Genomic DNA, 26,005 nt, shown 5'->3' on the forward strand with positions numbered 1-26,005 from the left:
CGCCTGCCTCATGCTCGGCCAGAATGCCGATGATCTGCTCGTCGCTGTATCTCGTTCGCTTCATCGTCCGTCCCTTCGTTGGGTCGGACTCTAATCGCAGGTGGAGGAAAAATCCCGTGGCAGGTCACCAGCGCCAGGGCCCGCCACGACGATCCCGTCTACAAGCAGGCCCGCGATGAGGCGTGGAAGGCCTCCCGGCGCGAGTTTCTGATCATCGAGGGCACCTTAGCCTGAGCGCTCCAAACGGGCTTGGAAACAGCAGGACGCCCCGGCCGGGATACCCGCCGTCACCCCTTGCCGCCGGAAAAATCGGGAAGGCTGACGATCCGGACGCCGGCCGCGATCATCGCGTCGCGGCCCCGTTCGGTCAGGTCCGAGATGAAGGCGAACTGATCGCGGATCTCAAACGGATAGGCGCGCAGGCGCACCCGCGTGCCCTGCGTTTCGTTGTTCATGACCACGGCCACCGGCCGATCCCAGTCGAGATAGGGGCTGGTGAGGGCCACATCCGTCAGCAGCCCGGTGATCCCCGTGGCGGGTCTGGCCGGGTCAATCAGGAACTCTGCCACACACATCAGGGTGTTTTCCCCGTTGTTGGCGTTGATGATGTTCTCGCTCCAGATGCGCGAATGCGGGATGGTGATCACGTCGTCATCCGCCGTTCGCAGTTTCAGCGCGCGCGATCCCAGTTCGATCACCTCGCCATAGTCCGGCCCGATCCGCACCCAGTCGCCGGAGCGATAGGGCTTTTCGAACACCGCGACGAGGCCGGCAAAGGCACTGGTGGCGAAGTCCTTGAGCGCGAACCCCAGCGCCACGCCGAGCGCGCTGAGGACCAGCACGAAGTTTTCGACCGTGATGTTGAACAAGAGCGGGACGATCAGCGTTAGGGCCGCGATCATCAGCACAAGCCGCGACAGCGGGACCGCGTTCAGCACCATGATCCGAAGCTTGGCGGGCAAAAGCTCCGCCAGTCGCGGAAGGACGAACTGCACCGCCTTGTAGATCAGAAAGAACAGCAGCCCGATGCCGGCCGCCTGCAAGACGCTCCATGTCCCGAAGTCGTTCAGGAGGGTCTTGATCTGTTCGGCGCGCCCTTCCATGACCTACACCTCGCCCAGGGGAAATCCGGCCTCGCTCAGCACCCGCCGGATATGCGCCGCCATGCAGGGCACGATCCGGACCGCGCCGTCTTCGGCAAGCTGCAGATAGCCGAGCCCGGCGAGGGCGCGGACCAGGCCCGGCGGCACCGGGATGGGCAGGGCCGACCCGAGATCCTGGGGTGCCAGTTCGCCGTGGATGAGAACCGCGTGCAACAGGAACCGGCTGACGCGCGCATGCTGGGGCGGCAGGCCGGGCCAGTCATACCGGGCCAGCCAGGTGGCCCCCGCATCGTCGGCATCTTGCTGGCTGGACACCGACCGGTTGACCATCTGGAGCGCGGCCCAGGGACAGCCCCTGACCCCGGCGGCCAGATCGATCAGGTAATCATCCTCCAATTCATTGCCCTTGATCTTCAGGATGTCGGCACCGGAACTGCGCGATCTGAACTGGCGCGACGCGTTCTCGATGCCCAGCAGGTCGGCAAGCGCCCGCCCGTCGAATGGCGGTATCACGCGCACATCGGTAACTTGAAGGCCAAGCGGGCTTACCCGCCGCAGGAAGCCCCATTGGACGGCGGAGCCGCAGAACAGCAGTTTGGTCTTCTGGCCCTCGATCTTGTCGCAGAACTGCCGCAGCCTTTTTAGCCCTTCGGGGTCACGGGCGCAGAGCGGATCGAGCGAGGGAAGGACCGCGAAGCGGCGGCGCCCGTCCGGCTTGCCATCGGCAAGGATGTCGTGGCCGCGGGCGGCCGCCCATCGCGCGAACAGGTCGTCGGGCGCGCTTTCCTGGTGCAGGCAGGCGCAAAACCGGTGGGGCGTTTCTTCTTCATCGATCCAGGCGGCGAAGGTCTTGTCCAGAAGGTCGAAGACATGGCTCTCAAGCCGCTCGAAGGTTTCGGGGCCAAGGATAGGGTCCCTGATCCGCTCCAGATCCTCGGGGACGAGCGCGCTGTCGCCCTGGTTCCCTTCGATGTGAAGCTTCTTGCGCAATCGCAGATAGGCGTCCCGCACACGGTTCGTCGCGCGGGTTCGCGGCGGCGCAAAGTCCCGGATGGAAACGAGGGCGTCAGGCAAGTGCTGCATCGAAAACGGCGGCCTTCTGTTTCGCAGTAAGGTCCACTTTAGCCCGGCGTTCCCGGCGGCGGGAAATTTTGTTGCCGGATCCCGCTCGGCGCCCACCCGCACCGGGGCGGGTCACTTGACACGCTCCACCCCGGCCTTTCAGAGTAGCATCCCCGAGGTGGCAACGTCGTCACAGCTTCTTGCGCGTGAGATGATGAAACCGGCAGTGCATGACGATCCTGTTCAGGAGGTCTATCGCCGCGACAGCCGCCGTGTCTTCGCGACCCTTGTGCGGCTGCTCGGCGATTTCGACCTGGCGGAGGAGGCGCTTCAGAACGCCTTCGTCGCGGCGGCGGAGCGCTGGCCGCAGGAGGGGATACCCGCCAATCCGGTTTCCTGGCTCGTGTCCGCCGGGCGGTTCCGCGCGATCGATCACCTCCGGCGCCAGCGTCGCGTCGCGCCCTGGAGCGCAGCCGCCGAAACGGCCGAGAGCCTGGTGGATCCCGCGCCGCTCCCCGAAGACCGCGAGGCCGTGGAGGACGACAGGCTTCGCCTGATCTTCACCTGCTGTCACCCGAGCCTGTCGGAGGAAGCGGCCGTCGCGATGACCCTGCGCGAGATCTGCGGGCTTTCGACGGAGGCCGTGGCCAGCGCCTGCCTCATCGCGCCCACCACGCTCGCGCAACGGATCGTACGGGCCAAGGCCAAGATCCGTGACGCGCGCATCCCCTACGAGGTGCCCGATGCGGACGCGCTGCCCGGGCGTCTCGGGCGGGTGCTGCGCGTGGTCTACCTCGTCTTCAACGAGGGCTATTCAGCGGCGCAGGGTGCCGATCTGCTGCGTCCCGAACTCTCGGCCGAAGCCATCCGCCTGGCGCGCCTTTTGCTGGCGCTTCTTCCCGCGCCAGAGGTGCGCGGCCTTCTGGCGCTGATGCTGCTTCAGGATTCCCGGCGAACGACCCGCACGACCCGCGAGGGCGATCTGATCCCGCTTGAGGAACAGGACCGCTCGCTTTGGGACAAGGCGGCCATCGCCGAGGGCAGCGCGCTCGTGAAAGACGCGCTGCTGTCGGGGGGCGCAGGCGCCTATGCGCTGCAAGCGGCGATCGCCGCCGTCCACGCCGCGGCGCCCGTGCCGGAGGCGACGGATTGGGCGGAGATCGTCGGTCTTTATGACCTGCTCATGCGTGTCCAGCCTTCGCCGGTCGTCGCGCTGAACCGGGCCGTGGCTGTCGGGATGCGCGACGGCCCGAATGCGGGCCTTCCGCTGGTGGAGGCACTGATCAGGGGCGGGCTCGACCGTTATCACCTTGCCCACGCCGCCAGGGCGGAGCTGTTGCGCCGCGCGGGCCGTGGGCCGGAGGCGCTATCGAGCTACGCGACGGCGCTGACGCTGACCCGGCAGGAGCCCGAGTGCCGTTTCCTGGAGCGGCGGCTGAGGGAACTCGGCGGCTGAGAAAAAATCTTCACGAGCCCTGTCGATTCCAGCATCCGCCGTTCGACCAATACCCGAGAACGCCAACAATGGGCCGAACGCCGCGGGCCTTCCCGACCACAGGAGATGCGCCGATGAAATATCTTTGCCTTGTCTATCTCGATCATGAACACTGGAGCGCCTGTCCCGATCCGGTCTGTGCCGACTACGCTGGGCAGCTGGCTGAGAGCGGCACGCTTGTCGCCGGTGAGGCGCTGCACCCGGTCGAGACCGCAACGACACTGCGCATCCGCAACGGGCAGATGCAGCTTTACGATGGCCCCTTCGCCGAGACGAAGGAACTGCTTGCCGGGTTCTACCTGATCGATGCCCGCGACCTGAACGAGGCGATCCGCATCGCGGGCGGGATCCCCCCGGCCAAATACGGCAGCATCGAAGTCCGCCCCGTCCGCCAGCTTCAACTTGAAAGCTGAGCGTCGCCAAACACCGGAGATCTGACCATGCCAAGCACCATCCGTCTTCACCGGGTCCTCGCGACCTCTCCCGAAAAGCTCTACCGCGCCTTCCTGGAGCCCGATGCGCTGGCCAAGTGGCTGCCGCCCGACGGTTTCACCTGCACGGTTCATGCGTTCGAAGGAAAGGTCGGCGGACGTTTTCGCATGAGCTTCAGGAATTTCACCACCGGCGGCAGCCATTCCTTCGGCGGCGAATACCTCGAACTGATCCCGAACGAGCGTATCGCCTACACCGACCGTTTCGATGACGCGAACCTTCCCGGAGAGATGCGCGTCACCGTGGCGCTGAGGGCGGTCTCGGTCGGAACCGATATCGAGATCACCCAGAGCGGCGTGCCGGACCTCATACCGGCCGAGGCCTGCTACCTTGGCTGGCAGCAATCGCTGGCCAACCTGGCGCGGCTGGTCGAACCCGACATCCCGCAGTGATCGCACGGGCGCCCCTAGAATGACCGAACGATGAAAAATCCGTCACGACAGCGAAAGGAACATGGCGATGGAGCCGACCATCTACCTCTTCTTCAACGGCAACTGCCTGGAAGCGATGCAGTTCTATGCGGAAACGCTTGATGGCCAGATCACCGGCATTTTCCGCAACGGCGATGCGCCGGATCCGGAAAGCCGGATGCCCGGCGGCGACGACCTCATCATGAACATGAGCATGACCCTGGGCCGCGCGGCGATCATGGCCTCCGATGCGCCGGGTGAGTGGTACAGCGCGCCGCAAGGCTTTCGCGTGTCTCTGGCCCCTTCCTCGCTTGAGGAGTTCGACCGCCTTTACGCCGCGCTCGCCAAGGCCGCGCAAAGCGTCGCGATGGAACCCGCCGAGACCTTCTGGGCCGAGCGTTTCGCGATGTTCACCGACCGCTTCGGGACGCCGTGGATGCTGAACTTCGCAGGAAGGAAAATGCCGGTCTGACGCGGGCCAAAGCCCCGTGCCGCCGCATCCCGCGACCGGAACAACGAAAGGAGACGCCATGACCATGCCCAGGAACAAGATCTGCCTGTGGTTCGAGAAGGACGCCGAGGCGGCCGCGCGGTTCTACGCGGAGACCTTCCCCGACAGCTTCGTCGGCGGGGTTTACCGCGCGCCGAGCGACTTTCCTTCCGGCAAGGCGGGGGACGTCCTGACGGTGGAGTTCACGGTCATCGGCATTCCCTGCATGGGGCTGAATGGTGGCCCCGCCTTCCGGCAAAGCGAGGCCTTCTCCTTCCAGATCGTGACCGACGACCAGGCGGAAACCGATCGTTACTGGAACGCCATCGTCGGCAACGGTGGTACGGAGAGCGCCTGTGGCTGGTGCAAGGATCGCTGGGGGCTGTCCTGGCAGATCACGCCCCGCACACTGCTTGAGGCGCTGGCCGCAGGAGGGGCGGAGGCAAAGCGCGCCTTCGACGCGATGATGGAGATGGGAAAGATCGACGTCGCCGCGATCGAGGCCGCGCGCCGCGGCTGAACTTGGAGGCTTCCAGTCTGCAAGGGAGGTTGGGGTTGCCATCCGGGCGGTCAATTCCCCCTGCGGGCGCCTTCGCACGGTCTTCGGCCCCGGCTGGCCTTAGGGGTCAGGTCCCCGCAAGCACCGCCTCGACCGCATCCGCGATCCCGTCGAGGACCGCCGTGGGGCGGGGCTCAGCCGCCCTCTCGTCGCCCGGACGGTACTTCCCGGAGCGAACGAGGATCGCCTGCCCCGCGCCGGCCCGAAGCGCCCCGGCGACATCGGCTTCGGCATCGTCGCCGATCATGGCCGTTTCGGCCAGGGCGCAGCCCATGCTGGCCGCGGCCGCATCGAAGAACGCGGGGGCGGGCTTGCCGATCAAAAGCGCCTGCGCGCCGCTCGAATATTCCAGCGCTCGCACGAAGGCGCCGGCGTCCATGCTCAATGCGCCATCGTCGTCCAGGAACACCCGGTTTGCCGCCAGCGCCAGAAACGGCGCGCCCCTTGCGAGAAGCCGGAATGCCGCGTTCAGCACCTCGTAGTTGAAGAATGGGCCCATGTCGCCCAGCACCACGGCCTTGGGCCGGTCAGCCGCGCAGCCGGCAAAATCCTCTGCGAGGTTCGGGTGGACGAGCAGATGCGGCGAGAGGTCCTTTTCCTTCAGCCAGGCACAGGCGGCTCGGGCGGGCGTGAAGAGATCGTCGCCACGGATATCGAGGCCAAGGTTTCGGAGCAGCCGCAGAATATCGCGCTTCGACCGCCGCGTGGTGTTGGTCAGGAAGCGATAGGGCATTTGCGCGGCATTCAGGCGGTCCAGTGCCTCAGCCGCGCCGGGCAGCAGCGTCTGGCCCGTGTAAACCACACCGGACAGGTCGATCAGAACAGCCTTTGCCATGGCAAAACTGTGCAGGGACCGGGGGCGGGCGTCAATGCCCGGCCACCAAGGCGCTGCGTCAGCCGATCATGCCCTTGATCGCCGCGACGTGGTCCGCGGTGGCCCCCAGCGCATCGCTGGCGAGCGCGCCTGTCGTGGCCTCCAGATCCTCGGGCGCCGCGATACGGTCGACAAGCCCCCAGGCCAGGGCCTCCTCGGCGGTGGCCTTGAGGCCCGACATCAGGATCAGCTTCGCGCGCGCGGGACCGACCAGCCGGACCAGCCGCCCGGGGTCGGAGGGTTGTGGCAAGAAGCCGAGCTTCATGACCGGGTAGAAGAACTTCGCCGCCGGCACCGCGATCCGCAGGTCGCAGGCCAGCGCCATACCGAAGGCCCCGCCCGCCAGCGTGCCGTTCAGCGCCGCGATGGTCAGGCAGGGAAGACCGGCGATGGCACCCGAGAGCCGTTCCCAGACCGGGCTGGTGGCAAGGCCCGCGCGCGCCTCGTCAAGGTCGGCGCCGGCGGAAAAGACCTTGCCCCGCCCGGTCAGCACCAGCGCCCGCGCGCCCTCCGCGCCCGCGCGCCCGACGATTGTGGCCAGATCCTCAAGCATCGCCCCGGTCAGGGAGTTGGCCTTGTCGGGCCGGTCGATCGTCACCGTCCACAGCCCGTCCGTGATGTTCAACTCGATCATTGCCCGTCCCCTTGCCTGTCCTCTTGCGCGTCCGGGCGCCTTCGTACCCGTCCGCCGCCAAATCTGTCCAGAGGCCGCGCGTGCTATTGACCTTGCGCGCCCCCGACGGGATGCTGGCGCGAACGGATTCAGGCTCAAAGGATATTCTGATGAAACGGTCAACGGGACTTGGTTCCTCCACCCTGCTTGCGGCGCTCTGGTGCAGTTCCTCAGCCTTCGCGGACATCACGCCCGAAGAGGTCTGGCAAGGCTGGAGCGAACTGGCGCAGGGCTTCGGCCAGACCGTCACCACCGCCTCCACCGAACGGCAGGGCGACACGCTTGTCGTGAGCGGCGTGGCGATGTCGCAAGACAACCTCGGCGTCGCCGCCGGTCTGACGATCGAGGAGGTGCGGCTGCGCGACATGGGCGATGGCCGGGTCGAGGTGACGATGTCGCCGAGCGTGCCCTTCACCGCCTCCGGCGCGCCGGAAGGCGAAACGCCGATCGAGATGAGCGCCACGATCACACAGTCGGGCCTGTCGCTGATCGCGTCGGGTACCGCCGATGACGTGACCTACGACTATTCCGTGCCGGTGCTCGCCCTGGCGATGGAAATGATGGACGGCGAAGAGGCCGCGCCCGTCAACATGACGGTCAATATCGCGGACAGTAGCGGAAGCTATCACGTCGTGTCGAACGCCGGAAAGTCCGGGACCTCCAGCTTCAACGCGGGGTCGGTGACCTATGACGTCAAGGGCACCGACGCCGCCTCGACCTTCGCCTTCGGCGGGTCGGTCGAGGGGCTGAGCGGAGCGGGCGAATTCAACCTGCCCGAGGGCGTGGACATGAGCAACATGGCCGAGGCGCTGCGCGCCGGGCTGCGCTTTGCCGGGTCCTATGGCTATACCGCCGCGTCCGGGCAATCGCTGGTCGGAGGCGCGGAAGGCGGCAGTATCGACTACACCGCCGGTCCCGGAACGCTGCGGGTCGCGATGTCGCAGGACGGGCTGAACTACGGCGGCGATAGTGGCCTGATGTCGATGCAGATGCAGTTCGTGGAGTTCCCGGTGCCGATCGACTTCCAGGTCGGTGAATCCGCCTTCGACCTGACCATGCCGGTTTCGAAAAGCGACGAGACGCAGCCCTTCGGCCTGGTGATGAAGCTGATCGACGTGGAGGTGTCCGACATGCTTTGGGGCATGTTCGATCCGACGGCGCAACTGCCCCGCGACCCCGCCACGCTGATCATCGACATCGCGGGCGATGGGACGCTTGGCATCGACATCTTTGATCCGGTGCAAATCGAATCCGTCGCCGACGCCCCTCCGGGCGAGGTCAGCTCCGTTACCATCAACGAGGTGAAGCTGAGCGCGGTCGGGGCGGAGCTGACCGGCTCGGGCGCGGCAAAGATCATCAATGGCGGCCCGATGCCGGTGCCGGATGGCGCGGTCGATCTGCGGCTCGTGGGCGCCAACGCGCTGATGCAGAAGCTTGTCACCATGGGCCTGCTGCCCGAGGACCAGATGATGGGCGCGCAGATGATGCTCGGCCTTTTCGCGGTGCCCGACGGCGAGGACGCGCTGGCTTCGAAGATCGAGTTCAAGGAAGACGGCAGCATCTTTGCCAACGGCCAGCAGATCCAGTGACGATCTGATCGGCACCTGCGGCCGCCCGGTTTTCGCCGGGCGGTCGTTCCATGCGCGGGCATCGCTTGCACGGCGATCGGCCAGCGCTTACCTGCGCTGTACATCACGGCGCAAGAGCACGGCGGAACATCATGACGGCACCGACCCTCGAATCCCTGACCCACCAGCTTCTCGATGCGGCGAAGAAGGCCGGGGCGGAGGCCGCCGACGCCATGGCTGTGGACGGCACAGCCCTGTCCATCGACGTGCGCAAGGGCAAGCTTGAGCAGGCCGAGCGGTCCGAGGGGGTGGAGATCGGGTTGCGGGTCCTGATCGGCAAGCGGCAGGCGGTGGTCTCGGCCTCCGACCTGTCGGCACGCACCATCGCCGACATGGCCGAACGCGCCGTCGCCATGGCCCGCGAGGCGCCCGAGGACGCGACGCTGGGCCTGGCCGATCCGACTGAACTGGCGCGGGGCTGGGACTTGGCCGCGCTGGAGCTTTGCGACGTGTCGCCCGAACCCGACCCCGCCGCGCTGGAGGCCGACGCCCGCCGGGCAGAGGCTGCGGCTCAATCGGTCGCCGGTGTCACCCAGATCGATTCCGCCTCCGCCAGCTACAGCCGGCGCAGCGTTCACCTTGCCGCCACCAACGGGTTCTCGGGCGGGTACGCCCGCAGTTCGCGCGCGATCTCCGCCGTTGCGATTTCCGGTACCGGCCTCGGGATGGAGCGGGACTGGGCGGCCGAAAGCCGCACCTTCCAGGCCGACCTGCCCGATGCCGATGTGATCGGGCGGCTCGCCGGCGAACGGGCCGTCGCCCGCCATGGCGCGCGCAAGCCCAAGACGGGCGCCTACCCGGTGATCTATGACGAACGCGTGGCCTCGGGTCTGGTCGGCCATGTGCTGGCGGCCATCAACGGAAGCGCCATCGTGCGCGGGGCCTCCTGGCTGCGCGACGCGCTGGGGGAGGAGATCCTGCCCCGCGGCCTGTCGATCGTCGAGGACCCGTCGCGCCCGCGGATCTCCGCCTCTCGCCCCTTCGACGGGGAGGGGCTGGCGCCGCAGCGCCGCGCGATCGTCGAGGACGGCGTGCTGACCGGCTGGACGCTCGATCTGGGAACCGCGCGCAAGCTGGGGCTGGCCTCGACCGGCTCGGCGGTGCGCGGGCCCGGATCCTCGCCCGCGCCGGGTGTCAGCAACATCGCCCTGACCCAGGGCGAGCGCCCGCGCGAGGCGCTGATCGCCGAGATGGGGACCGGGCTTCTGGTGACCTCGCTGATCGGGGCCTCCATCAACCCGACGACGGGCGACTATTCCCGCGGCGCCTCGGGCTTCTGGATCGAGGGCGGGCAGATCGCCTATCCCGTCAACGAATGCACCCTGGCGGGCAACCTCCGCGACATGATGCGCCGTATCACGCCCGCCAACGACGCGCGCGCGCATCTGTCCTATGTCGTGCCGAGCCTGCTGGTCGAGGGGCTGATGCTGGCGGGGGAGTGAGGGCTCGGGTTGAGGCGGTGCGCGCCGCGCCTTGACGCTGGACGGCCCTGCGCCTAGTCGAGGCTTCATCTTGCGGGTTGGCCGGGGGCCGGTATGGACGTGCTTGTCATCAATCTCGCCGGTTCGACGGAGCGCATGGCCTTCCAGTCGCGCCAGCTTGCGGCACTGGGCCTGCCTTTCGAGCGGGTCGAAGCCGTCTCAGCCGATGCCGCCTCCGCCTTGCGGTCGGAGAACTACTGGGAAAGCTGGGAACGCCCGCTGAGACCGGCCGAGCGCGCCTGCCTTCTGAGCCATGTCGCGGCCTGGGAAACTATCGCCGCCCGTGGCCGGCCCGCGCTTGTCCTGGAAGACGATGCGGTTCTGTCGCGCCGGGTGCCGGCGCTTCTGGCGGGCCTCGCCAATATGGGCGGCCTGGACCATGTGTCGCTTGAGGTGCGCGGGCGCAAGAAGCTGCTGGGCCTTCACCCGCGCGAGGTAGCCGGGCTGAAGCTCAGCCGGCTCTATCAGGACCGGACCGGGGCCGCCGCCTATGTCCTTTGGCCTGCGGGGGCAGATAAGCTGGTTGCAAGGGCTGGCCGGAAGGTGGCACTTGCCGATGCGCTCATCGCCACCGCCTATGACCTGTCAAGCTGGCAGGCCGAACCTGCGCAGGCGGTCCAACTCGACGTGTGCGCTTGGTACGGCCTGACACCCCCGATCGAGACCCGCTCCACAATCGATGGTGTCAGTGCGGCGCGTCCCGCGCCAGCCTCCGCACAGAGGTGGCGGCGCATCGCCATGCAATTGCGGCTGGCCCTGCGTGGACCGACCCATCTCGGGCGGGCGCGCTGGCGACGCGTTCCGCTCGACCCATCCGACTTTCGCTAGCCCTCGTCGCTCCACCATCCCGTGCGGTCGCGGCGGTGCAGCGCGCGCAGCCGGGCGAAGGCGGTGTCGTTGACCTGAAGCCGGTCATAGATCGTCTTCAGGATGGCTCCGGCGACGCCTTCGGCGAAAAAGGGCTCAAGCCGCCAGTACATGTTGCGTAGCGTGTCGTCGGTACCCACGGTAAAAACCGAAGTGCCCTCGAAGAGCGGAACCAGATCCGTCTGAAGTTTCTCGATGCGTGCGGCAATGGGCTCCAGCGTCTCCGCGCCGCGGATGTAGCGATCGGACTCGCAGACCTTCACGGTATTGGCCAGCAAGGCGGCCATCATCGCGATCGCCCGTTCGCTGTCTTGCCCGTGCTCGGCAAGGGTATCGGCCGCCGAAATCAGCCAGCGCAGGTTCAGATGGCCGCACAGGAATGCGGCTTCCTGGCGCCAGAGAGCGAAGAACTGCGCCAAGGTCTCCTCTAGCCGGAATTCGCGCCGGATCAGAACGATCAGCCTGGCATGGTGAAAGACAAGCTCCGGCTGACCGGAAAATTCGCGGCGAAGGTTTTCCAGATGTGTATCGAGCGATTTGGCCGAGCCCCGCGTCTGCACCGCCTCACCCGCTTCGATGATCCGGTCCCGCATCGCGACAAGATCGGCATCGGCCGCCACATGGCGCTTGGCCCCCCAGCGCTTGCGGTGCTGGTTGAGCGAGAGGAACCGTTCGAGCCTCAGCTTCTTTCGCTCGACCATCGCTCTTCAAAGTCCCGCGGCATGAAGGGGGCGAGAGAAAATCGTCTCCACGCCTGTCTCAGAACTGAAATCGTATTGCGCCACGGCGCGTTTGAACGTGTCGGAGAGATCATCGCTACCAAGTTCATCGCGTATCTTCGCCGAGGCATTCACGAACGCCTTCAACTCTCGCGAGGCTTGCTTTTGGTCAATGAAGGGCCGGATCTTGCGGTCGAAGGGGTAGTACAAAAGCCCGTCGCGAAGATCGCGGATCTTCGGTCTGGGAAAGCGGAAGATGCCTGGGTTCAGCCACATGCTTGCGAGCGGCTCGTGGCGTGCGACGGTGAACCACGCGAGGCTAAGGAGAACCTGATCCCAGACGTGGGGATTGGCAGCACATAGCTGTGACCAAGTCTGGACAAGCTTTTCCGCCGCAGGAGATTTCCCAAAGTACAGAAACCCGGACAGATCCTCCCAACCGCCGCGACGGACTATGGCGAAATCAAATGGGTTCTCGCACAGGAAGCCGACGGGGCGAAGTACCGCCGCATCTGCATCGAGCCAGCAGATCGGGCCCTCCGTTTCAGCCCAGACCCGTTCGATGAATCGCGCCTTTAATCCGGTGTTCGCGACCCACGAGCCGCGCGAAGGGATGGCCTCGATGCGATGCGGTAGGCCATAGCGGTCAAGCGAGGCCCGAAGCTGCGCGGCCAGCGCTTCGTACGGCGTGTCGCTGGTGTAGTAGGACACGAAGAGCGGTGGCGTGCCGCCTTCGGTCCTGAGCATTCTGATCTCCTCAGGGAGGCTAGCCGTACAAGCAATATCCCCCGCTTTCGGATCCCGGATATGGGCGACGATTCTCTTGCCGCTGGACAAGGCATCATCCAGCGATCGTGGCGAAAGACCCGCACGCGCGAGATACTCTTTCGGTGTCACGTCGAGCTCGCTTTCTTGTTTGTTCAAAATGAACCCCTGCTCTCTGCTACTATGCGGCGCACGAAAAAAGAAGCCCCGGACGGGTCCGGGGCTTCTGGTAACGCGAGTTCAGCAGATCAATCCGCCTGCTCTGCGTTTTCCTTCTTCTCGGGCACGATCTCGGCCCCGGTCTCCTGGTCGACCATCTTCATGCCAAGGCGGACCTTGCCACGGTCGTCGAAGCCCAGAAGCTTGACCTTGACCTCCTGGCCTTCCTTCAGGATCTCGTTCGGGTGGTTCAGGCGCTTGTTGGCGATCTGGGACACATGCACCAGGCCGTCGCGCTTGCCGAAGAAGTTCACGAAGGCGCCGAAATCGACGAGCTTGACCACCTTGCCGGTGTAGATCTTGCCCTCTTCCGGCTCGGCCACGATCGAGTAGATCATGTCATAGGCCTTCTTGATCGAGTCGGCGTTGGCCGAGGCGATCTTGATCACGCCGTCGTCGTTGATGTCGACCTTGGCGCCCGAAACCTCGACGATCTCGCGGATGACCTTGCCGCCCGAACCGATCACTTCGCGGATCTTGTCGGTCGGGATCGTCATCGTCTCGATGCGGGGCGCGTGGGCGGAAAACTCCGACCGGCCCTGGGTCAGCGACTTCGACATCTCGCCCAGGATGTGCATCCGGCCGTCTTTCGCCTGCGCCAGCGCCTGCTCCATGATCGCCGGCGTGATACCCGCCACCTTGATGTCCATCTGGAGCGAGGTGATCCCGTTCGAGGTGCCCGCGACCTTGAAGTCCATGTCGCCGAGGTGATCTTCGTCACCCAGGATGTCGGTCAGGACCGCCCAGCTGCCATCCTCTTCGAGGATCAGGCCCATGGCGACACCGGCGACCGGCGATTTCAGCGGAACGCCCGCGTCCATCATCGAGAGCGACGAACCGCAGACCGTGGCCATCGAGGACGAACCGTTCGATTCCGTGATCTCCGACACGAGGCGGATGGTGTAGGGGAAGTCGGTGGGCGCCGGCAGCACCGCCTGAAGCGCGCGCCAGGCGAGCTTGCCGTGACCGATCTCGCGCCGGCCCGGAGGACCGAAGCGGCCAACCTCGCCGACCGAGTAGGGCGGGAAGTTGTAGTGCAGCAGGAAGTTGGAGCGGAAGTTGCCGTGCAGGGCGTCGATGATCTGCTCATCCTCTCCGGTGCCAAGCGTGGTCACGACCAGGCCCTGCGTCTCGCCGCGGGTGAAGAGCGCCGAGCCGTGCGTGCGGGGCAGAAGGCCCACTTCGCAATCGATCGGGCGGACGGTCTTGGTGTCGCGGCCGTCGATGCGCTTGCCGTTCTTCACGACATCGCCGCGCAGGATCGAGGATTCCAGCTTCTTGATCGCCGAGCCGAGGTTGGCGTTCGCCAGGTCCTCTTCCGGCAGCGACGACTTGATGGCGGCGACGGCGGCGGAGATCGCATTGGTGCGCGCCTGCTTGTCGAGGATCGCGAAAGCCGCGCGCATCTGCGCTTCGCCCGCGGCCTGCACCCGGGCGTAAAGCTCCGAGTAGTCCGGCGAGGTGAAGTCGAACGGCTCCTTCGCGCAATCCTCGGCGAAGTCGATGATCAGGTCGATGACCGGCTGCATCTGCTCGTGGCCGAACTTGACCGCGCCCAGCATCTCGGCTTCCGAAAGCTCGTAGGCTTCGGATTCCACCATCATCACCGCGTCCTTGGTGCCTGCGACGACCAGATCGAGCCGCTGCTCGGGGTTCATGCGCAGGTTGTCCATGTCGGCAACCTCGGGGTTCAGGACGTATTCGCCGTTGGCGAAGCCCACGCGCGCAGCCCCGATCGGGCCCATGAAGGGCACGCCGGAAATTGTCAGCGCCGACGAGGCCGCGATCATCGCGACGATGTCCGGGTCGTTGACGAGGTCATGGCTCAGTACGGTGCAGATGATCAGCACTTCATGCTTGAAGCCGTCCACGAACAGCGGGCGGATCGGACGGTCGATCAGGCGCGAGGTCAGCGTTTCCTTCTCCGAAGGACGCCCTTCACGCTTGAAGAAGCCGCCCGGGATCTTGCCGGCGGCATAGGTCTTTTCCTGGTAGTGCACGGTCAGCGGGAAGAAGTCCTGCCCCGGCTTCGCTTCCTTGGCGAAGGTCACGTTGGCCATGACGGAGGTCTCGCCCAGCGTGGCGATGACCGAACCATCGGCCTGACGGGCGATCTTCCCCGTTTCCAGCGTGAGCGTTTCCTGGCCCCACTGGATGGATTTCTTGGTCACATTGAACATATATCGGTTCCTCAGGGGACGGCCCGGCCCTCCGGGTGTCCCGTTCATATGGCGGCCCCATTGCCGCCGCCCCCAATCCTATCGCATGCGCCCGGGGGCATGGGCTCACGTCACAGATGCGCGGGGCCATACAGGAAAACGGGCGGGTTGGGAAGGGACTTGCGCGGTGACTTACGGGTGGATCATATGGGTCGCAGGCGTTCATTCTTCCTTAAACTGATTACGACGAGGTGCATGTGCAACCTACTCCGACAGACCACGCGAGAATTCGCCGGTACGCCGGTCCCTTTGAAAATCAGATACTTTATCGAATGTGCCTCGATTATCCGAAGCACGACGACGCCTACATCAACGCGGGTAAGCTGATTGCGATCGGACGTATCTATGCGGCTTCACCTCAACGAGGTGCAGGAAGACCTAGTGACAAAGGCGTCGATTTCTTCGCGCACTTGGGCCGCTCTCTTGTTCATCTCGGATTGGATGAAATGCTCGCTTCTGTCGGAGAACTGGATCGTCCGGATGACGAGAGCGTTCTAAAACGCTCTGTCGGAATACACGACGCCTTGGTTCAGTTTCTGGAGAAGGCTAGCCGGGAATTGACGACGGGCAAAGTGCGCAAGCAAGCGTCTTTCGCCTCAAAGTATCTGCATTTTCATCGGCCGAACGCATTCCTGATTATGGACAGCCGTGCGAGGGCTGCCCTTCGGCACCTGAGATGCGGCGGCAACATGAGTAACTATGAGGAATTTTGCCGGAGCGTCCTCCAAAAATACATACCAAAATATCTTCCGGAAGCGAGTTGCAGTGATTGGACGCCAAGAGCGGTGGACTGCAATCTCTTGAATGTTGCTAAGGAAGCCGCACCCAGTTCGGGTCATGTTTTTGACCTCGCTGCGTGCGAACGTAATTGGCACTGATCTGCCCCACCAAACCAAAACGCCCGCGCCTTTCGGCACGGGCGTTCAAGTCCGTCAGACGGAACGCGATCAGCGGCGCAGGCCGAGTTTCGCGATCAGCACGTTGTAACGCGCGGCGTCTTTCTTCTTGAGGTAGTCCAGAAGCTTGCGGCGCTGGGCGACCATCATCAGCAGACCGCGGCGGGAATGGTTGTCCTTCGCGTGGGTCTTGAAGTGGCCGGTCAGCGTGGCGATGCGCGACGACAGGATCGCGACCTGAACCTCGGGCGAACCGGTGTCGCCTTCCTTGGTCGCGTATTCCTTCATCAGGCGGGCTTTTTCTTCAGCGGTGATCGACATCGGGGTCTCCTTTCGAAAAGGGGTTATGGCGCAAGCCGGGATGTCGTCCAGCAGGGCCCGTGGAGGTCCGCCTTTTTCCGGCGGATGCGCGCATATAGGGGAAAACGCGCGCGATGAAAAGCGGGAATCGGCCGCCGGGGCTCGCCGCCGCTCAGGATGCGGTGACAAGGGCGATCCGGGCGGGATCGACCTCTGGGCCGCCGGGCAGTTCCGCGACCAGTTCTCCGTCCAGCAGGATGCGGGTCTGCGCCTCGGGCGCGCCGCTGTCGCCCACATATTCCACCGTGACCTCGGGGGCAGGGTGCGCGGCGGGATCGTAGACGATGCAAAGCGCGTCCTGGGTGGGGTCGAAGTCGCCGATGGTCGCGGCGTCGCCCTCGCCGGTCAGCCAGTCGCCAAGGGTGAAGACATCGGCCCCCGGGCCGCCGTTCGCCCAGTCCGACCGGCCCAGGACGATGCGGTCGTTGCCCGTGCCGCCGTTAAGGAAGTCGCGCCCGTCGAGATCGGCCCCCGTGCCGTCGGGAACACGCCCATCGAGCGTGTCATTGCCTGCGCCGCCCTGCAGGTAGTCCTGCCCGAGCCCGCCCGTGAGGCTGTCGTCGCCGTCCGATCCGTGCAGCGCGTCATCGCCCGCGCCCCCGTCCAGCGTGTCGTTCCCGGCCCCGCCGATCAGGCTGTCCCGCCCCGCGCCCCCGGACAGCCAATCCTGCCCGAATTCGCCTGTCAGCGTGTCGTCGCCCGGCCCCCCTTCCAGCCTGTCATCCCCGCCCCCCCCGTTCAGGCGGTCATCGTCCGGGCCGCCCGACAGAAGGTCCGCGCCCGCGCCGCCCAAAAGGTCGTCGTTGCCCGGCCCGCCCAAGATCGTATCGTCGCCCGCGTAGCCGTGGATCTGGTCGTCGCCGCCCAGACCGTCCAGCCCCTCGTCCGCGTCGGTGCCCGACAGGATGTCCGCAGCCTCGGTTCCCGTCGTTCCGCCGGCTGCGTGCGGCTTTGCGCTGGCGGGGTCCTCCTCCTCCGGCGCGGGCGCTTCGTCGAACATGTCCAGAACTGCGCCCAGCGCGAACAGGCCCAGTATTCCTGCCAGAAGCAGCATTGTGGCCACCCTCTCATTTCCGGCGCAAGCCGCGCCACCCCGGGGCGCATTGGGCCGGACCAGGGGTTAAGGCTAGGCGAAGGCGGAGGGCGGTCGCTCCAATTGTCGGCACTTTCAGCGCCAGGGCTGCGGGGGCTGGGCATAGGGAACATAGAGCGGGTGGCGCGGCGCGCCCGACTTTGTCAGGCCCAGATGGCAGAGCGGATGCCCCCTGGCGCGGAGCGCCTCGGCCACGAGTGCCCCGCGTCCGAGGAAGGCCCCGTGCAGGCCCCAGCCGCAGAGGATCATCCCCGCCCCAGCCGCCGCCGCAAGAAGGGCCGCTTCGTTCTCCGGCCCGACCGGTTCCGGCGCGCACTTCAGATCCTCGGGTCGGGTGGCGCGCCAGGCAAAGAGGTTGGCCACCGCAAAGCCGTCAAATCCCAGCGCCCGCGCCCGCCGTTCGCAGCGTTCGATGGTCGGGTCATTGCGCTCCTCGGTCGCGGTCGAGGGGTTGAGGAGGATGTAGAGCAGCACGTCGCCCGCGCCCCAGCGGCGGGTCAGAAGGTAACGGTAATGGCCGCAGTCCGAATAATGCGCCTCGGACGCGGTACCGCCCGCCTGATGCCGGCGGATGATCACCGGAACGGACAGGGCGCGGTGAAGGTCATGCCCTTGCCGGTCTCGGGGTGGTTGAAGCGCAGGCTTTCGGCATGCAGCATCAGACGGGGGAAGTCGCGGGCCGGTCCCTCGGCATAGAAGGGATCGCCAAGGATCGCGTGCCCCAGTTCGCGCATGTGGACGCGCAACTGGTGGCTGCGTCCCGTCAGCGGGAAAAGCCGTACCCGCGTCGTGCCGTCGGGGTCGTGGCCCAGCACCTTCCAGTCGGTCTGGGCGGGCTTGCCGTTCACATGATCCACATGCTGCAGCGGCCGGTTCGGCCAGTCGACGATCAGGGGCAGGTCGACTTGTCCCTCCTTCGGCTCCAGATGCCCCCAGAGCCGCGCGCGGTAGGCCTTTTTCGTCTTGCGCCCCTCGAACTGGGCGCCAAGATCGCGCTGCGCATGGCGGGTGAGCGCGAAGACCATGACACCCGAGGTGTCGCGGTCCAGCCGGTGGACCAGAAGCGCGTCGGGGTAAAGCTGCTGAACGCGGGAGATCAGGCAGTCGGCCAGATGTTCGCCGCGTCCGGGAACGCTGAGCAACCCCGCGGGCTTGTCCACGACGACGATCGCGTGATCGGCGTGGATCACGCGCAGGGGTTCGTCGGGCGGGGCGTAGTCGGTATCGCTCATGCCGCGCGCGTTAGCACGGTTGGCAAAGCGCTGGCCAGCCCCGAGCCGGACAATGGTCCCGTGTCAGACGATCGTATGGCCCGCAGCGCGCAGGCGGGCGGCGATTTCCGCAATGTGCGCGGGCGTGGTTTCGCAGCAGCCGCCGATGATCGTGGCTCCCATCCCGACCCAGCGCATCGCGAAATCGGCGTAAAGTGCGGGCGTCATCTCTGGCCGGGCGCTCAGCGCATCGACGGTCGGGCTGTCCTTCAGGAACTCCTTCGTGATCTGCTGGAAGCCGTTGGCATAGGCGCCGAAGGGCAGGCCGAAGCCGCCCAGGAGCTCAAGCGCCGCAGCCATGGCCTCGGGTGCCGAACAGTTGGCCAGAACGGCCGCCGCGCCGCCCTTCTTGAGCACCGGGCCGAGGTCCGACAGCGGCTCGCCCGAGCGCAGGCGACTGCCGTCGGTATCGTCCACCGTCACCGACAGCCAGACCGGGCGGCCATGGCCGGCGGCGCCTTCCAGGATGGCGCGGGCATGGGCCAGCGAGGCGACCGTCTCCGCCAGAAGGATGTCCACGGCGGGCGCGAGGATGGTCGCGACCTCGTCGTATTTCGCCACGGCCTCGGCGTGGGGCGGGTGGGTTTCGGGCCGGTAGGAGGCGACGAGCGGACCGAGCGAGGCCGCGATCCGCCCCGACCCATGTTCGGCGCGGGCCGAGGCCGCCTCTGCCAGCGCCTGGGTGTGAAGAGCGGCGAAGCGATCCTCCATCCCAACCTTCAACAGCCGGTCGCGGTGGATGGCATAGGTATTGGTGGTTGCGACGGTCGCGCCGGCGGCAAAGTAATCCGCATGCACCTGCCGCACGAGGCCCGGATGGTCGATCATGACCTGTGTGGACCAGAGCGGCGTCGGCGCATCGCCCGAACGCGCCACCAGTTCCTGCCCCATTCCTCCGTCCAGAAGCGTGATCTCGGTCATTTCCGTCCTCTCAATTCGTCACAAGTTTGGCCGCGAGGCCCGCGTAAAGCACAGCGGCCACGCGGTCGAAGATCCGCGCCCGCCGGGTCAGGAGGGCGCCGAAGCGGCCCGCCAGCGCGCCATAGCCCGCCGTGATCAGCGTCCCGGTCACGGTAAAGACGAGGCCCAGCAACAGAAGCTGCATCCAGACGGCCCCGTATTCGGGATGGACGAACTGCGGCAGGAACGCCAGCACGAACAGTGCGACCTTTGGGTTCAGCGCGTTGGTCACGAACCCCCGCCAGAGTGCGCGGGAGGGGCGCTGCGGCCCGCGCGTGCCCTCGGCGATGCCGCCGCCGCGCCACGACCGGCAAGCCAGCCACAGCAGGTAGCCCGCCCCGGCGTAGCGCAGCGCAGCCAGTGCCGCCGGTTCCGCCGCGATCAGCGCCGAGATGCCGAGCGTCGCAAGCCCCACATGCCAGAACCCGCCCAGCCCCACGCCCAGTCCCGCCATCACGCCTGCGCGCGGCCCGCCGGAAAGGCCCGAGGCGGTCGCGAAGATCACGTCGGCGCCGGGCGTCAGGTTCAGGACCAGGGCGGCGGCCAGGAAGGTCAGGAACTCCGCCAGGGGGTAGCTGGTGACAAGGTCGAACATGGGGCCTCCGCCCGCCCAGCCGTCGCCGATCGGGGCTGTGCCGTCAAGCGCCAAGGCCGGGATTGACCGCGCGGCGCGCGGCTGAGACGGTGCGTAAGCGGGTTGAGGAGGGGACGATGGACTACGAAACGGTCTCTGCCGGGAACTTCGGGCGCGGGCTTACCGGGTTGGGGCTGAACCTGATCGTGCGCGATGTGCGGGCGGAGGCGGCATTCCTGACGGCGGTCTTCGGGATGACCGCCCATCGCCTGAGCCGCGACTTCGCGATCATGACCTATGAAGGCGCGGTCTTTCAGCTGCATTCGGACGGAACCTTCGGCGCGCATCCCCTGCTTGGGCTCCTGCCCGAGGCCGGGGCGCGCGGCGCTGGGATCGAGATCCGGCTTTATGAAACCGATCCGGACGCGGCGGCCGCCCGCGCCGAGGCGGCCGAAGGCGCGATCGTCCTTCAGGCGCCCGCCGACAAGCCGCACGGGTTGCGCGAATGCGTGATCCTTTGCCCGAACGGCTATGCCTGGGTCCCGAGCCGGCGGCTTTGATCTGGATCGGCCCGGGCCTTAGTCCCCGAGGCTTTGCGGCAGGCCGTCGTCGATCTCGTAATAATCGCCCTTCGCGCGGGTAAAGATGTGGCAGGACAGGCGTCCGCCTGTTGCCCCCCGGACCGCGCCGGCCTCGATCGAGAACGCCCCTTCGGCAGAACGGAACCAGAGGCTCGACCCGCAGCGCGTGCAGAACCCCCGGCGGGCTTTCGCGGGGGTTTCGTACTCCGCCAGCGTCTCGCGCCGGTGCCAGAGGACCGCCGCCTCTTGCGCATCGAAGGAGGCGGAGAAATGCCCCGAAAGCTTGCGGCACTGGGTGCAATGGCAGGCCGTGATTGCACCCGCCGGCCCGGGCAGTTCGAACGACACGCCCCCGCACAAGCAGCCGCAGTCAAGCCGCAGGGGCGGCTCAGCCGCGGCGGCGGGGGGCGGCCCTTCGGGGGCGTAGTAGTCGCCCGCATCCTCAACATGGATGTGGCGGGCAAGGGCGAGGCCGGTCGGGCCGTCGAGCGCGCCCGCCGCGATGGCGATCCGCTCCTCGGCTGCGGGCTTCCAGAAAAGGCTTGCCCCGCAGCGCCGGCAGAAGCCGCGCCGGGCGGCGGTGGAACTGTCGTACCAGCCGAGCGTCGTATCCGCGATCAGGCGGAACCGGTCCAGCGCCACGGAGGTTGCCGCCCAGACATGGCCGCTGGTCTGCCGGCACTGGCTGCAATGGCAGGCCACGACCGCGCGCAGCGGGCCTTGGGTCTCAAAAGCGACGCCGCCGCAGAGACAGCCACCTTGATGATGTTCGCCGCGTTCCATTTGGCCATCCTGCGCCAAGCTGCCGCCCCGCGCCCCTGCATCGGCGTCAGAGACGGCCGAAAACCGACGCGAGGAGGGTCGCAAGACCTTCGGCATCGGCCTGGGTGAAGGCGGCGGGCTGGTCGCTGTCGATGTCGAGCACGCCCAGCAGTCGGCCGTCGCCCGCGCGCACCGGCAGCACGATCTCCGACCGGGTGGAGGAGGCGCAGGCGATGTGGCCCGGGAACGCGTCCACGTCATCGACGAGCTGGACCTCGCCCGTGCGGGCCGCCGCGCCGCAGACGCCCCTGGCGAAGGGAATGACGAGGCATCCATGCCCGCCCTGGTAGGGGCCGATCTTGAGCACTTCGGGTTCGGTGACTCGGTAGAAGCCGGTCCAGTCGAAGCGGTCGTCGGCATGGTGAAGCTCGCACACCACGGTGGCCATGAGGGCGACCTCGTCCGTTTCGCCCTCGGTCAGGCTGGCGATGATCTTGCCGGTTTCGATGTAGTCGATGGTCATGTCGGGGCTCCGGCCCCGGCGGCCGGGGGGCTTTCCGCCCCCCGGACCCCCCGAGGATATTTGAGAAAAGAAGAGATCAGGGGCGTTCGATGGCGATGGCCGTGCCTTCGCCGCCGCCGATGCAGATCGCGGCGAGGCCACGCTTGAGGCCGCGCTTTTCCAGTGCGTTCAGAAGCGTGACGATGATCCGCGCGCCGGAGGCGCCGATCGGGTGGCCGAGCGCGCAGGCGCCGCCGTTCACGTTCATCTTTTCGTGGGGGACGCCGAGTTCGCGCATGAAGGCCATGGGAACGACGGCAAAGGCTTCGTTCACCTCCCATAGGTCCACGTCCTCGGGGCTCCAGCCGAGGCGGTCGAGGAGCTTGCGGGCCGCCGGGACCGGAGCGGTGGGAAAGAGTGCGGGGGCCTGGGCATGGGAGGCGTGGCCGAGGATCCGGGCGCGGATCTTCAGCCCCGCGGCCTCGGCGGCCTCGCGCGAGGCAAGGACGAGCGCCGCCGCGCCGTCCGAGATGGAGGAGGAGTTGGCGGCCGTCACCGAGCCATCCTTGCGGAAGGCGGGCTTCAGCGTCGGGATCTTTTCCGGCCGCGCGCTGGCGGGCTGCTCGTCGGCCGCGATGGTCAGCGCGCCCTTGCGGGTGGCGACGGAGACCGGGGCGATCTCGCCCTCGAAGGCGCCGGAGCCTTGCGCTTCCAACGCGCGGGAGAGCGAGGCGAGCGCATAGGCGTCCTGATCGGCGCGGGTGAACTGGAAGGCCTCGGCGCAGTCCTCGGCGAAGGTGCCCATCAGGCGGCCCTTGTCATAGGCGTCCTCAAGCCCGTCGAGGAACATGTGGTCGATCACCTGGGCGTGACCGAGCCGTGCGCCGCCGCGCATCTTGGGCAGCAGGTAGGGGGCGTTGGTCATGCTTTCCATGCCGCCCGCGATCATGATGCCGGTCTGCCCCAGGGCGATCTGGTCATGCGCGATCATCGCGGCCTTCATGCCCGAGCCGCACATCTTGTTCAGCGTGGTGGCGGGCACCTCTTCGCCCAGCCCCGCGTGAAAGCCGGCCTGCCGGGCCGGGGCCTGGCCCTGGCCCGCGGGCAGGACGCACCCCATCAGCAGCTCCTCGACCTGATCGGGCCGGGCACCGGCATCGGCGAGTGCCGCGCGGATCGCCTCGCCCCCCAGGACCGAGGCCTCGGTCGTGGCGAAAGCGCCTTGAAACCCGCCCATTGCGGTACGCGCGGCTCCTGCGATGACGACGTCTTGCATGGTCTTCCTTTCGAATGGTTCGGCAGAAGTCATACAGAATAGTAAGGAATGGCGTCTAGCCTGCCGGCGTGACTTGGATGCGGAGGGCCGGATGCACCTGGAAGCGGCAATGGCGGGCGAGGCGCTGGTGGTGAGGGTGGAAGAGGCACGCCTTGATGCGGCCTGCGCGATCCAGTTCAAGGACCGGATGCGCGAGATCGCCGGCGCCGCCCCGCCCCGCGTGATCCTGGATCTTGCCAGAGTGGGGTTCGTGGACAGCTCTGGCCTTGGCGCCATTGTCGCGGTGATGAAGTTCCTTGCCCCGGCGCGGCGGCTGGAACTGGCCGGGCTGACGCCGAATGTGGCGAAGGTCTTTCACCTGACGCGGATGGACACGGTCTTCACCATCCACGCCGCCCTGCCCGGCGGTGCCATGGCCCATGGCGACTGACGCGAGGCTCGAACCTCGCCAGCGGCCGAGGCGCGGCGATCCGGTCGCGCCGCCCGAACGATTCGAGGCCCGTGTCGCGGCCGATCCGCTGTCCGTCAGAATCTTGCTTTACGCGCTCTTGAACCGATTCGGCCGCCTGCTTGGCCCCGCCAATGCGAGCGCGGTCGAACTGGTGCTGGCGGAAGTTCTGAATAACGTGGTCGAACATGCCTACGGGCCGGACCAGGCGGGCGATATCGAGATCGCCGTCGTTCTGCATCCCGTATCCCTGGAGTGCCGGATCGCGGACTGGGGGCGCCCTTTTCCGGATCATACCATGCGTTACAGGCACTTGCCGGACCTGGAGGTCGCCTTGGACCGGTTGCCGGAGGGCGGCTGGGGGTGGACACTGATCCAGCGTTGCGCGCGCGACCTGGTCTATCGCCGCCTGGGCGACCGGAATGAGCTGAGCCTGGTTGTCCCACTCGCGTCGCCGTGATCCGCGTCTGTCGCAATCATGCCGCATTTCGCTCAAAACTCGGCCCGAATGCGGCGCAAGATTGGTGGCGTAGCTTCAAAGGCTTCCCTCGGCGCCGCGTTTAACAGCCCCCACCCATAGCGCGGCGCCGAGGTCTTTCCTTCCCCGACATCTCATCCTAGCTTCCGCCAAGCAGTGGAGGTGCAGATGCGCGATTTTCAGTTTCCGGGGCGTTCGCCCGTTCTTGCCACCGAGGGGATGTGCGCGACCTCGCACCCGCTTGCCGCGCAGGCCGCGCTCCGGGTGTTGCAGGAAGGTGGCAACGCGGTTGATGCCGCGATTGCCGGGGCGGTCCTGCTGGGCTTTGCGGAGCCGCAGTCCTGCGGCATCGGCGGCGATTGCTTCGCCCTTCTGAAACCTGCCGGGCAAGAGCGGATCATCGCGCTGAACGGTTCGGGGCGGGCGCCCGCGGGGCTGTCGGCGGCCGCGCTCCGCGATCGCGGGCAGACCATGATCGGGACCGAGTCGGTCGAATCGGTCACCGTCCCCGGCGCGATCGACGCCCTCTGCCGGCTCTCGGCCGATTGGGGGCGGTCGGGCCTGGCGGCGAGCCTCGCCCCCGCGATCCACTATGCAGAGGTCGGCGTCCCCGTGGCCCCGCGCGTGGCCTTCGATTGGCCGGAGGGCGAGGAACGCCTGTCCGGCGCGGCGCGCTCCTTCTACCTGGATCGGGATCGGGCGCTCGGCGTCGGCCAGGTGTTCCGCGCACCCGGCCAGGCGGAGGTCCTCAGGCGCATCGCGCGCGAAGGCCGCGCGGGCTTTTACGAGGGCGAGGTCGCGGAGGACATGGTTGCCTCGCTGCGGGCCGTGGGGGGGACGCATACACTCGATGATTTCGCGGCCACCGCCTGCGCCTATACGGAGCCGGTCAGCGGGGACTACCGCGGCCATGAACTGGTCGAACATCCGCCCAACGGGCAGGGCGCGACCGCGATCCTGATGCTGAATATCCTGTCGCACTTCGACCTGCCCGCGCTCGATCCGATGGGGGCCGCCCGCGCCCATCTTGAGGCCGAGGCGGCAAAGCTTGCCTATGACGCGCGCGACCGCTTCATCGCCGACCCGGATCATACCAGCCGGATCGACCATATGCTGGCGCCGGAAACGGCGGCGCGACTCGCGGGCCTGATCGACCCCCGGCGCGCGATGAATCAGGTCACCTGGCGGACCGAGGCCGTCCATCGCGACACGGTCTATATCACCGTGGTCGATCGCGACCGCATGGCCGTGTCGCTGATCTATTCCACCTACTGGGGCTTCGGGTCGGGCATCGCGTCGGAGCGCTTCGGCATCCTGTTCCAGAACCGCGGCGCGGGCTTCACGTTGACCGAAGGGCATCCCAACGAGGCGGGCGGCGGCAAGCGGTCGATGCACACGATCATCCCGGGCATGCTGCGGCAGGGGGGGCGGGTGCTCATGCCCTTCGGGGTAATGGGTGGGGCTTACCAGCCTACCGGCCATGTGCGCTTCCTGACCAACCATCTGAACCATGGAATGGACCTCCAGCAGGCGATCGATGCCCCCCGCGCCTTTGCCGAGGACGGTGTGCTGGGTCTGGAACGCGGCTACTCCGACGCGGTGGCTGCGGAACTGGCCGAGATGGGGCACGCGGTCACGCGCCTCGACCGCCCGCTGGGCGGAGGCCAGGCGATCCGGATCGAGGAAACGGGTGTTCTGGTCGGGGCGTCCGATCCGCGAAAGGACGGCTGTGCGCTGGGCTACTAGCG

Annotated in this window: 29 protein-coding genes; 13 read left to right on the plus strand and 16 right to left on the minus strand. The window is 66.9% G+C overall.

Features of this window, described 5'->3' with window-relative positions:
- Positions 1–287 precede the first annotated feature (287 nt).
- Positions 288–1,103, minus strand: coding sequence for a mechanosensitive ion channel family protein (locus OE647_RS03725; RefSeq protein WP_263720317.1), 816 nt, complete (start codon positions 1,101–1,103; stop codon positions 288–290).
- 3 nt (positions 1,104–1,106) lie between these two features.
- The gene (locus OE647_RS03730) at positions 1,107–2,186 is read right to left on the minus strand and encodes a hypothetical protein (protein ID WP_263720318.1); all 1,080 of its coding nucleotides are present in this window, start codon (positions 2,184–2,186) and stop codon (positions 1,107–1,109) included.
- A gap of 190 nt (positions 2,187–2,376) precedes the next feature.
- On the opposite strand from OE647_RS03730, the gene OE647_RS03735 reads away from it, so the two are divergent.
- From OE647_RS03735 to OE647_RS03755, 5 genes are all read left to right on the plus strand, one after another.
- A complete protein-coding gene (locus tag OE647_RS03735) occupies positions 2,377–3,621 on the plus strand; it encodes an RNA polymerase sigma factor (protein ID WP_263720319.1) in 1,245 nt (414 codons plus the stop codon).
- A gap of 113 nt (positions 3,622–3,734) precedes the next feature.
- The gene (locus OE647_RS03740) at positions 3,735–4,073 is read left to right on the plus strand and encodes a YciI family protein (RefSeq protein WP_263720320.1); all 339 of its coding nucleotides are present in this window, start codon (positions 3,735–3,737) and stop codon (positions 4,071–4,073) included.
- A gap of 27 nt (positions 4,074–4,100) precedes the next feature.
- A complete protein-coding gene (locus OE647_RS03745) occupies positions 4,101–4,544 on the plus strand; it encodes an SRPBCC family protein (protein WP_263720321.1) in 444 nt (147 codons plus the stop codon).
- A 67-nt stretch (positions 4,545–4,611) separates the two neighbouring features.
- On the plus strand, positions 4,612–5,034 hold the full coding sequence (locus tag OE647_RS03750) for a VOC family protein (protein WP_263720322.1): 423 nt from the start codon (positions 4,612–4,614) through the stop codon (positions 5,032–5,034).
- Positions 5,035–5,092: 58 nt separating this feature from the next.
- A complete protein-coding gene (locus OE647_RS03755; RefSeq protein ID WP_263720323.1) occupies positions 5,093–5,572 on the plus strand; it encodes a VOC family protein in 480 nt (159 codons plus the stop codon).
- 106 nt (positions 5,573–5,678) lie between these two features.
- Here the strand turns inward: OE647_RS03755 and OE647_RS03760 are convergent, their stop codons facing one another.
- Positions 5,679–6,446: a TIGR01458 family HAD-type hydrolase gene (locus OE647_RS03760; RefSeq protein ID WP_263720324.1), complete on the minus strand. Its 768-nt coding sequence runs from the start codon at positions 6,444–6,446 to the stop codon at positions 5,679–5,681.
- Positions 6,447–6,504: 58 nt separating this feature from the next.
- The gene (locus OE647_RS03765) at positions 6,505–7,119 is read right to left on the minus strand and encodes an enoyl-CoA hydratase/isomerase family protein (RefSeq protein ID WP_263720325.1); all 615 of its coding nucleotides are present in this window, start codon (positions 7,117–7,119) and stop codon (positions 6,505–6,507) included.
- A gap of 149 nt (positions 7,120–7,268) precedes the next feature.
- Between OE647_RS03765 and OE647_RS03770 the strand changes: the two genes are divergently transcribed.
- The 3 genes from OE647_RS03770 (at position 7,269) to OE647_RS03780 (ending at position 11,095) form a co-directional block, all read left to right on the plus strand.
- Positions 7,269–8,747, plus strand: a complete 1,479-nt coding sequence (locus OE647_RS03770) for a DUF2125 domain-containing protein (RefSeq protein WP_263720326.1) — start codon at positions 7,269–7,271, stop codon at positions 8,745–8,747.
- Positions 8,748–8,878: 131 nt separating this feature from the next.
- Positions 8,879–10,228 carry a TldD/PmbA family protein gene (locus tag OE647_RS03775; protein ID WP_263720327.1) on the plus strand — a complete coding sequence of 450 codons (1,350 nt, stop codon included), beginning with the start codon at positions 8,879–8,881 and terminating at the stop codon, positions 10,226–10,228.
- 93 nt (positions 10,229–10,321) lie between these two features.
- Positions 10,322–11,095, plus strand: coding sequence for a glycosyltransferase family 25 protein (locus OE647_RS03780; RefSeq protein WP_263720328.1), 774 nt, complete (start codon positions 10,322–10,324; stop codon positions 11,093–11,095).
- Here the strand turns inward: OE647_RS03780 and OE647_RS03785 are convergent.
- The 3 genes from OE647_RS03785 to pnp form a co-directional block, all read right to left on the minus strand.
- Positions 11,092–11,835, minus strand: coding sequence for a hypothetical protein (locus tag OE647_RS03785; protein WP_263720329.1), 744 nt, complete (start codon positions 11,833–11,835; stop codon positions 11,092–11,094). The genes OE647_RS03780 and OE647_RS03785 overlap by 4 nt on opposite strands.
- 6 nt (positions 11,836–11,841) lie before the next feature.
- Positions 11,842–12,777: a hypothetical protein gene (locus tag OE647_RS03790; RefSeq protein WP_263720330.1), complete on the minus strand. Its 936-nt coding sequence runs from the start codon at positions 12,775–12,777 to the stop codon at positions 11,842–11,844.
- 89 nt (positions 12,778–12,866) lie between these two features.
- Complete coding sequence (gene pnp, locus OE647_RS03795; protein ID WP_263720331.1) at positions 12,867–15,017, minus strand: polyribonucleotide nucleotidyltransferase; 2,151 nt, start codon at positions 15,015–15,017, stop codon at positions 12,867–12,869.
- A gap of 311 nt (positions 15,018–15,328) precedes the next feature.
- On the opposite strand from pnp, the gene OE647_RS03800 reads away from it, so the two are divergent.
- Positions 15,329–15,934 carry a hypothetical protein gene (locus OE647_RS03800; protein ID WP_263720332.1) on the plus strand — a complete coding sequence of 202 codons (606 nt, stop codon included), beginning with the start codon at positions 15,329–15,331 and terminating at the stop codon, positions 15,932–15,934.
- A 69-nt stretch (positions 15,935–16,003) separates the two neighbouring features.
- Here OE647_RS03800 and rpsO read toward each other — a convergent pair whose 3' ends face one another.
- The 6 genes from rpsO to OE647_RS03830 form a co-directional block, all read right to left on the minus strand.
- On the minus strand, positions 16,004–16,273 hold the full coding sequence (rpsO, locus tag OE647_RS03805; RefSeq protein WP_263720333.1) for a 30S ribosomal protein S15: 270 nt from the start codon (positions 16,271–16,273) through the stop codon (positions 16,004–16,006).
- A gap of 151 nt (positions 16,274–16,424) precedes the next feature.
- Positions 16,425–17,366 carry a calcium-binding protein gene (locus tag OE647_RS03810; protein ID WP_263720334.1) on the minus strand — a complete coding sequence of 314 codons (942 nt, stop codon included), beginning with the start codon at positions 17,364–17,366 and terminating at the stop codon, positions 16,425–16,427.
- Between the two features lie 114 nt (positions 17,367–17,480).
- The gene (locus tag OE647_RS03815; RefSeq protein ID WP_263720335.1) at positions 17,481–17,984 is read right to left on the minus strand and encodes a DUF1643 domain-containing protein; all 504 of its coding nucleotides are present in this window, start codon (positions 17,982–17,984) and stop codon (positions 17,481–17,483) included.
- Positions 17,981–18,637, minus strand: a complete 657-nt coding sequence (locus tag OE647_RS03820; protein ID WP_263720336.1) for an RluA family pseudouridine synthase — start codon at positions 18,635–18,637, stop codon at positions 17,981–17,983. The genes OE647_RS03815 and OE647_RS03820 overlap by 4 nt, the downstream gene beginning before the upstream one ends.
- 63 nt (positions 18,638–18,700) lie before the next feature.
- Entirely contained in the window at positions 18,701–19,597 is an 897-nt protein-coding gene (locus tag OE647_RS03825) for a homocysteine S-methyltransferase family protein (protein ID WP_263720337.1), read from the minus strand.
- Positions 19,598–19,607: 10 nt separating this feature from the next.
- The gene (locus OE647_RS03830; protein ID WP_263720338.1) at positions 19,608–20,231 is read right to left on the minus strand and encodes a LysE family translocator; all 624 of its coding nucleotides are present in this window, start codon (positions 20,229–20,231) and stop codon (positions 19,608–19,610) included.
- A gap of 116 nt (positions 20,232–20,347) precedes the next feature.
- On the opposite strand from OE647_RS03830, the gene OE647_RS03835 reads away from it, so the two are divergent.
- A complete protein-coding gene (locus OE647_RS03835) occupies positions 20,348–20,770 on the plus strand; it encodes a VOC family protein (RefSeq protein ID WP_263720339.1) in 423 nt (140 codons plus the stop codon).
- Positions 20,771–20,788: 18 nt separating this feature from the next.
- Here OE647_RS03835 and OE647_RS03840 read toward each other — a convergent pair whose 3' ends face one another.
- The 3 genes from OE647_RS03840 to OE647_RS03850 form a co-directional block, all read right to left on the minus strand.
- Positions 20,789–21,574, minus strand: coding sequence for a GFA family protein (locus tag OE647_RS03840; protein ID WP_263720340.1), 786 nt, complete (start codon positions 21,572–21,574; stop codon positions 20,789–20,791).
- A 46-nt stretch (positions 21,575–21,620) separates the two neighbouring features.
- Complete coding sequence (locus tag OE647_RS03845) at positions 21,621–22,076, minus strand: GAF domain-containing protein (RefSeq protein WP_263720341.1); 456 nt, start codon at positions 22,074–22,076, stop codon at positions 21,621–21,623.
- A 76-nt stretch (positions 22,077–22,152) separates the two neighbouring features.
- On the minus strand, positions 22,153–23,331 hold the full coding sequence (locus OE647_RS03850) for a thiolase family protein (protein WP_263720342.1): 1,179 nt from the start codon (positions 23,329–23,331) through the stop codon (positions 22,153–22,155).
- Between the two features lie 91 nt (positions 23,332–23,422).
- Between OE647_RS03850 and OE647_RS03855 the strand changes: the two genes are divergently transcribed.
- From OE647_RS03855 to OE647_RS03865, 3 genes are all read left to right on the plus strand, one after another.
- Positions 23,423–23,761: an STAS domain-containing protein gene (locus OE647_RS03855; RefSeq protein WP_263720343.1), complete on the plus strand. Its 339-nt coding sequence runs from the start codon at positions 23,423–23,425 to the stop codon at positions 23,759–23,761.
- Complete coding sequence (locus OE647_RS03860; protein WP_263720344.1) at positions 23,751–24,239, plus strand: ATP-binding protein; 489 nt, start codon at positions 23,751–23,753, stop codon at positions 24,237–24,239. Before OE647_RS03855 ends, OE647_RS03860 begins: the two co-directional genes overlap by 11 nt.
- A 186-nt stretch (positions 24,240–24,425) precedes the next feature.
- Positions 24,426–26,003, plus strand: coding sequence for a gamma-glutamyltransferase family protein (locus tag OE647_RS03865; RefSeq protein WP_263720345.1), 1,578 nt, complete (start codon positions 24,426–24,428; stop codon positions 26,001–26,003).
- Positions 26,004–26,005: the final 2 nt, after the last annotated feature.

The organism is Albidovulum sediminicola, assembly GCF_025751575.1.
Classification (GTDB): Bacteria; Pseudomonadota; Alphaproteobacteria; order Rhodobacterales; family Rhodobacteraceae; genus Albidovulum; species Albidovulum sediminicola.

Coding starts and splice junctions, on each gene's coding strand:
- OE647_RS03725 (WP_263720317.1), bottom strand. CDS start 1,103: ATGGAAGGGCGCGCCGAACAGATCAAGACCCTCCTGAACGACTTCGGG.
- OE647_RS03730 (WP_263720318.1), bottom strand. CDS start 2,186: ATGCAGCACTTGCCTGACGCCCTCGTTTCCATCCGGGACTTTGCGCCG.
- OE647_RS03735 (WP_263720319.1), top strand. CDS start 2,377: ATGATGAAACCGGCAGTGCATGACGATCCTGTTCAGGAGGTCTATCGC.
- OE647_RS03740 (WP_263720320.1), top strand. CDS start 3,735: ATGAAATATCTTTGCCTTGTCTATCTCGATCATGAACACTGGAGCGCC.
- OE647_RS03745 (WP_263720321.1), top strand. CDS start 4,101: ATGCCAAGCACCATCCGTCTTCACCGGGTCCTCGCGACCTCTCCCGAA.
- OE647_RS03750 (WP_263720322.1), top strand. CDS start 4,612: ATGGAGCCGACCATCTACCTCTTCTTCAACGGCAACTGCCTGGAAGCG.
- OE647_RS03755 (WP_263720323.1), top strand. CDS start 5,093: ATGACCATGCCCAGGAACAAGATCTGCCTGTGGTTCGAGAAGGACGCC.
- OE647_RS03760 (WP_263720324.1), bottom strand. CDS start 6,446: ATGGCAAAGGCTGTTCTGATCGACCTGTCCGGTGTGGTTTACACGGGC.
- OE647_RS03765 (WP_263720325.1), bottom strand. CDS start 7,119: ATGATCGAGTTGAACATCACGGACGGGCTGTGGACGGTGACGATCGAC.
- OE647_RS03770 (WP_263720326.1), top strand. CDS start 7,269: ATGAAACGGTCAACGGGACTTGGTTCCTCCACCCTGCTTGCGGCGCTC.
- OE647_RS03775 (WP_263720327.1), top strand. CDS start 8,879: ATGACGGCACCGACCCTCGAATCCCTGACCCACCAGCTTCTCGATGCG.
- OE647_RS03780 (WP_263720328.1), top strand. CDS start 10,322: ATGGACGTGCTTGTCATCAATCTCGCCGGTTCGACGGAGCGCATGGCC.
- OE647_RS03785 (WP_263720329.1), bottom strand. CDS start 11,835: ATGGTCGAGCGAAAGAAGCTGAGGCTCGAACGGTTCCTCTCGCTCAAC.
- pnp (WP_263720331.1), bottom strand. CDS start 15,017: ATGTTCAATGTGACCAAGAAATCCATCCAGTGGGGCCAGGAAACGCTC.
- OE647_RS03800 (WP_263720332.1), top strand. CDS start 15,329: ATGTGCCTCGATTATCCGAAGCACGACGACGCCTACATCAACGCGGGT.
- rpsO (WP_263720333.1), bottom strand. CDS start 16,273: ATGTCGATCACCGCTGAAGAAAAAGCCCGCCTGATGAAGGAATACGCG.
- OE647_RS03810 (WP_263720334.1), bottom strand. CDS start 17,366: ATGCTGCTTCTGGCAGGAATACTGGGCCTGTTCGCGCTGGGCGCAGTT.
- OE647_RS03820 (WP_263720336.1), bottom strand. CDS start 18,637: ATGAGCGATACCGACTACGCCCCGCCCGACGAACCCCTGCGCGTGATC.
- OE647_RS03825 (WP_263720337.1), bottom strand. CDS start 19,597: ATGACCGAGATCACGCTTCTGGACGGAGGAATGGGGCAGGAACTGGTG.
- OE647_RS03830 (WP_263720338.1), bottom strand. CDS start 20,231: ATGTTCGACCTTGTCACCAGCTACCCCCTGGCGGAGTTCCTGACCTTC.
- OE647_RS03835 (WP_263720339.1), top strand. CDS start 20,348: ATGGACTACGAAACGGTCTCTGCCGGGAACTTCGGGCGCGGGCTTACC.
- OE647_RS03840 (WP_263720340.1), bottom strand. CDS start 21,574: ATGGAACGCGGCGAACATCATCAAGGTGGCTGTCTCTGCGGCGGCGTC.
- OE647_RS03845 (WP_263720341.1), bottom strand. CDS start 22,076: ATGACCATCGACTACATCGAAACCGGCAAGATCATCGCCAGCCTGACC.
- OE647_RS03850 (WP_263720342.1), bottom strand. CDS start 23,331: ATGCAAGACGTCGTCATCGCAGGAGCCGCGCGTACCGCAATGGGCGGG.
- OE647_RS03855 (WP_263720343.1), top strand. CDS start 23,423: ATGCACCTGGAAGCGGCAATGGCGGGCGAGGCGCTGGTGGTGAGGGTG.
- OE647_RS03860 (WP_263720344.1), top strand. CDS start 23,751: ATGGCGACTGACGCGAGGCTCGAACCTCGCCAGCGGCCGAGGCGCGGC.
- OE647_RS03865 (WP_263720345.1), top strand. CDS start 24,426: ATGCGCGATTTTCAGTTTCCGGGGCGTTCGCCCGTTCTTGCCACCGAG.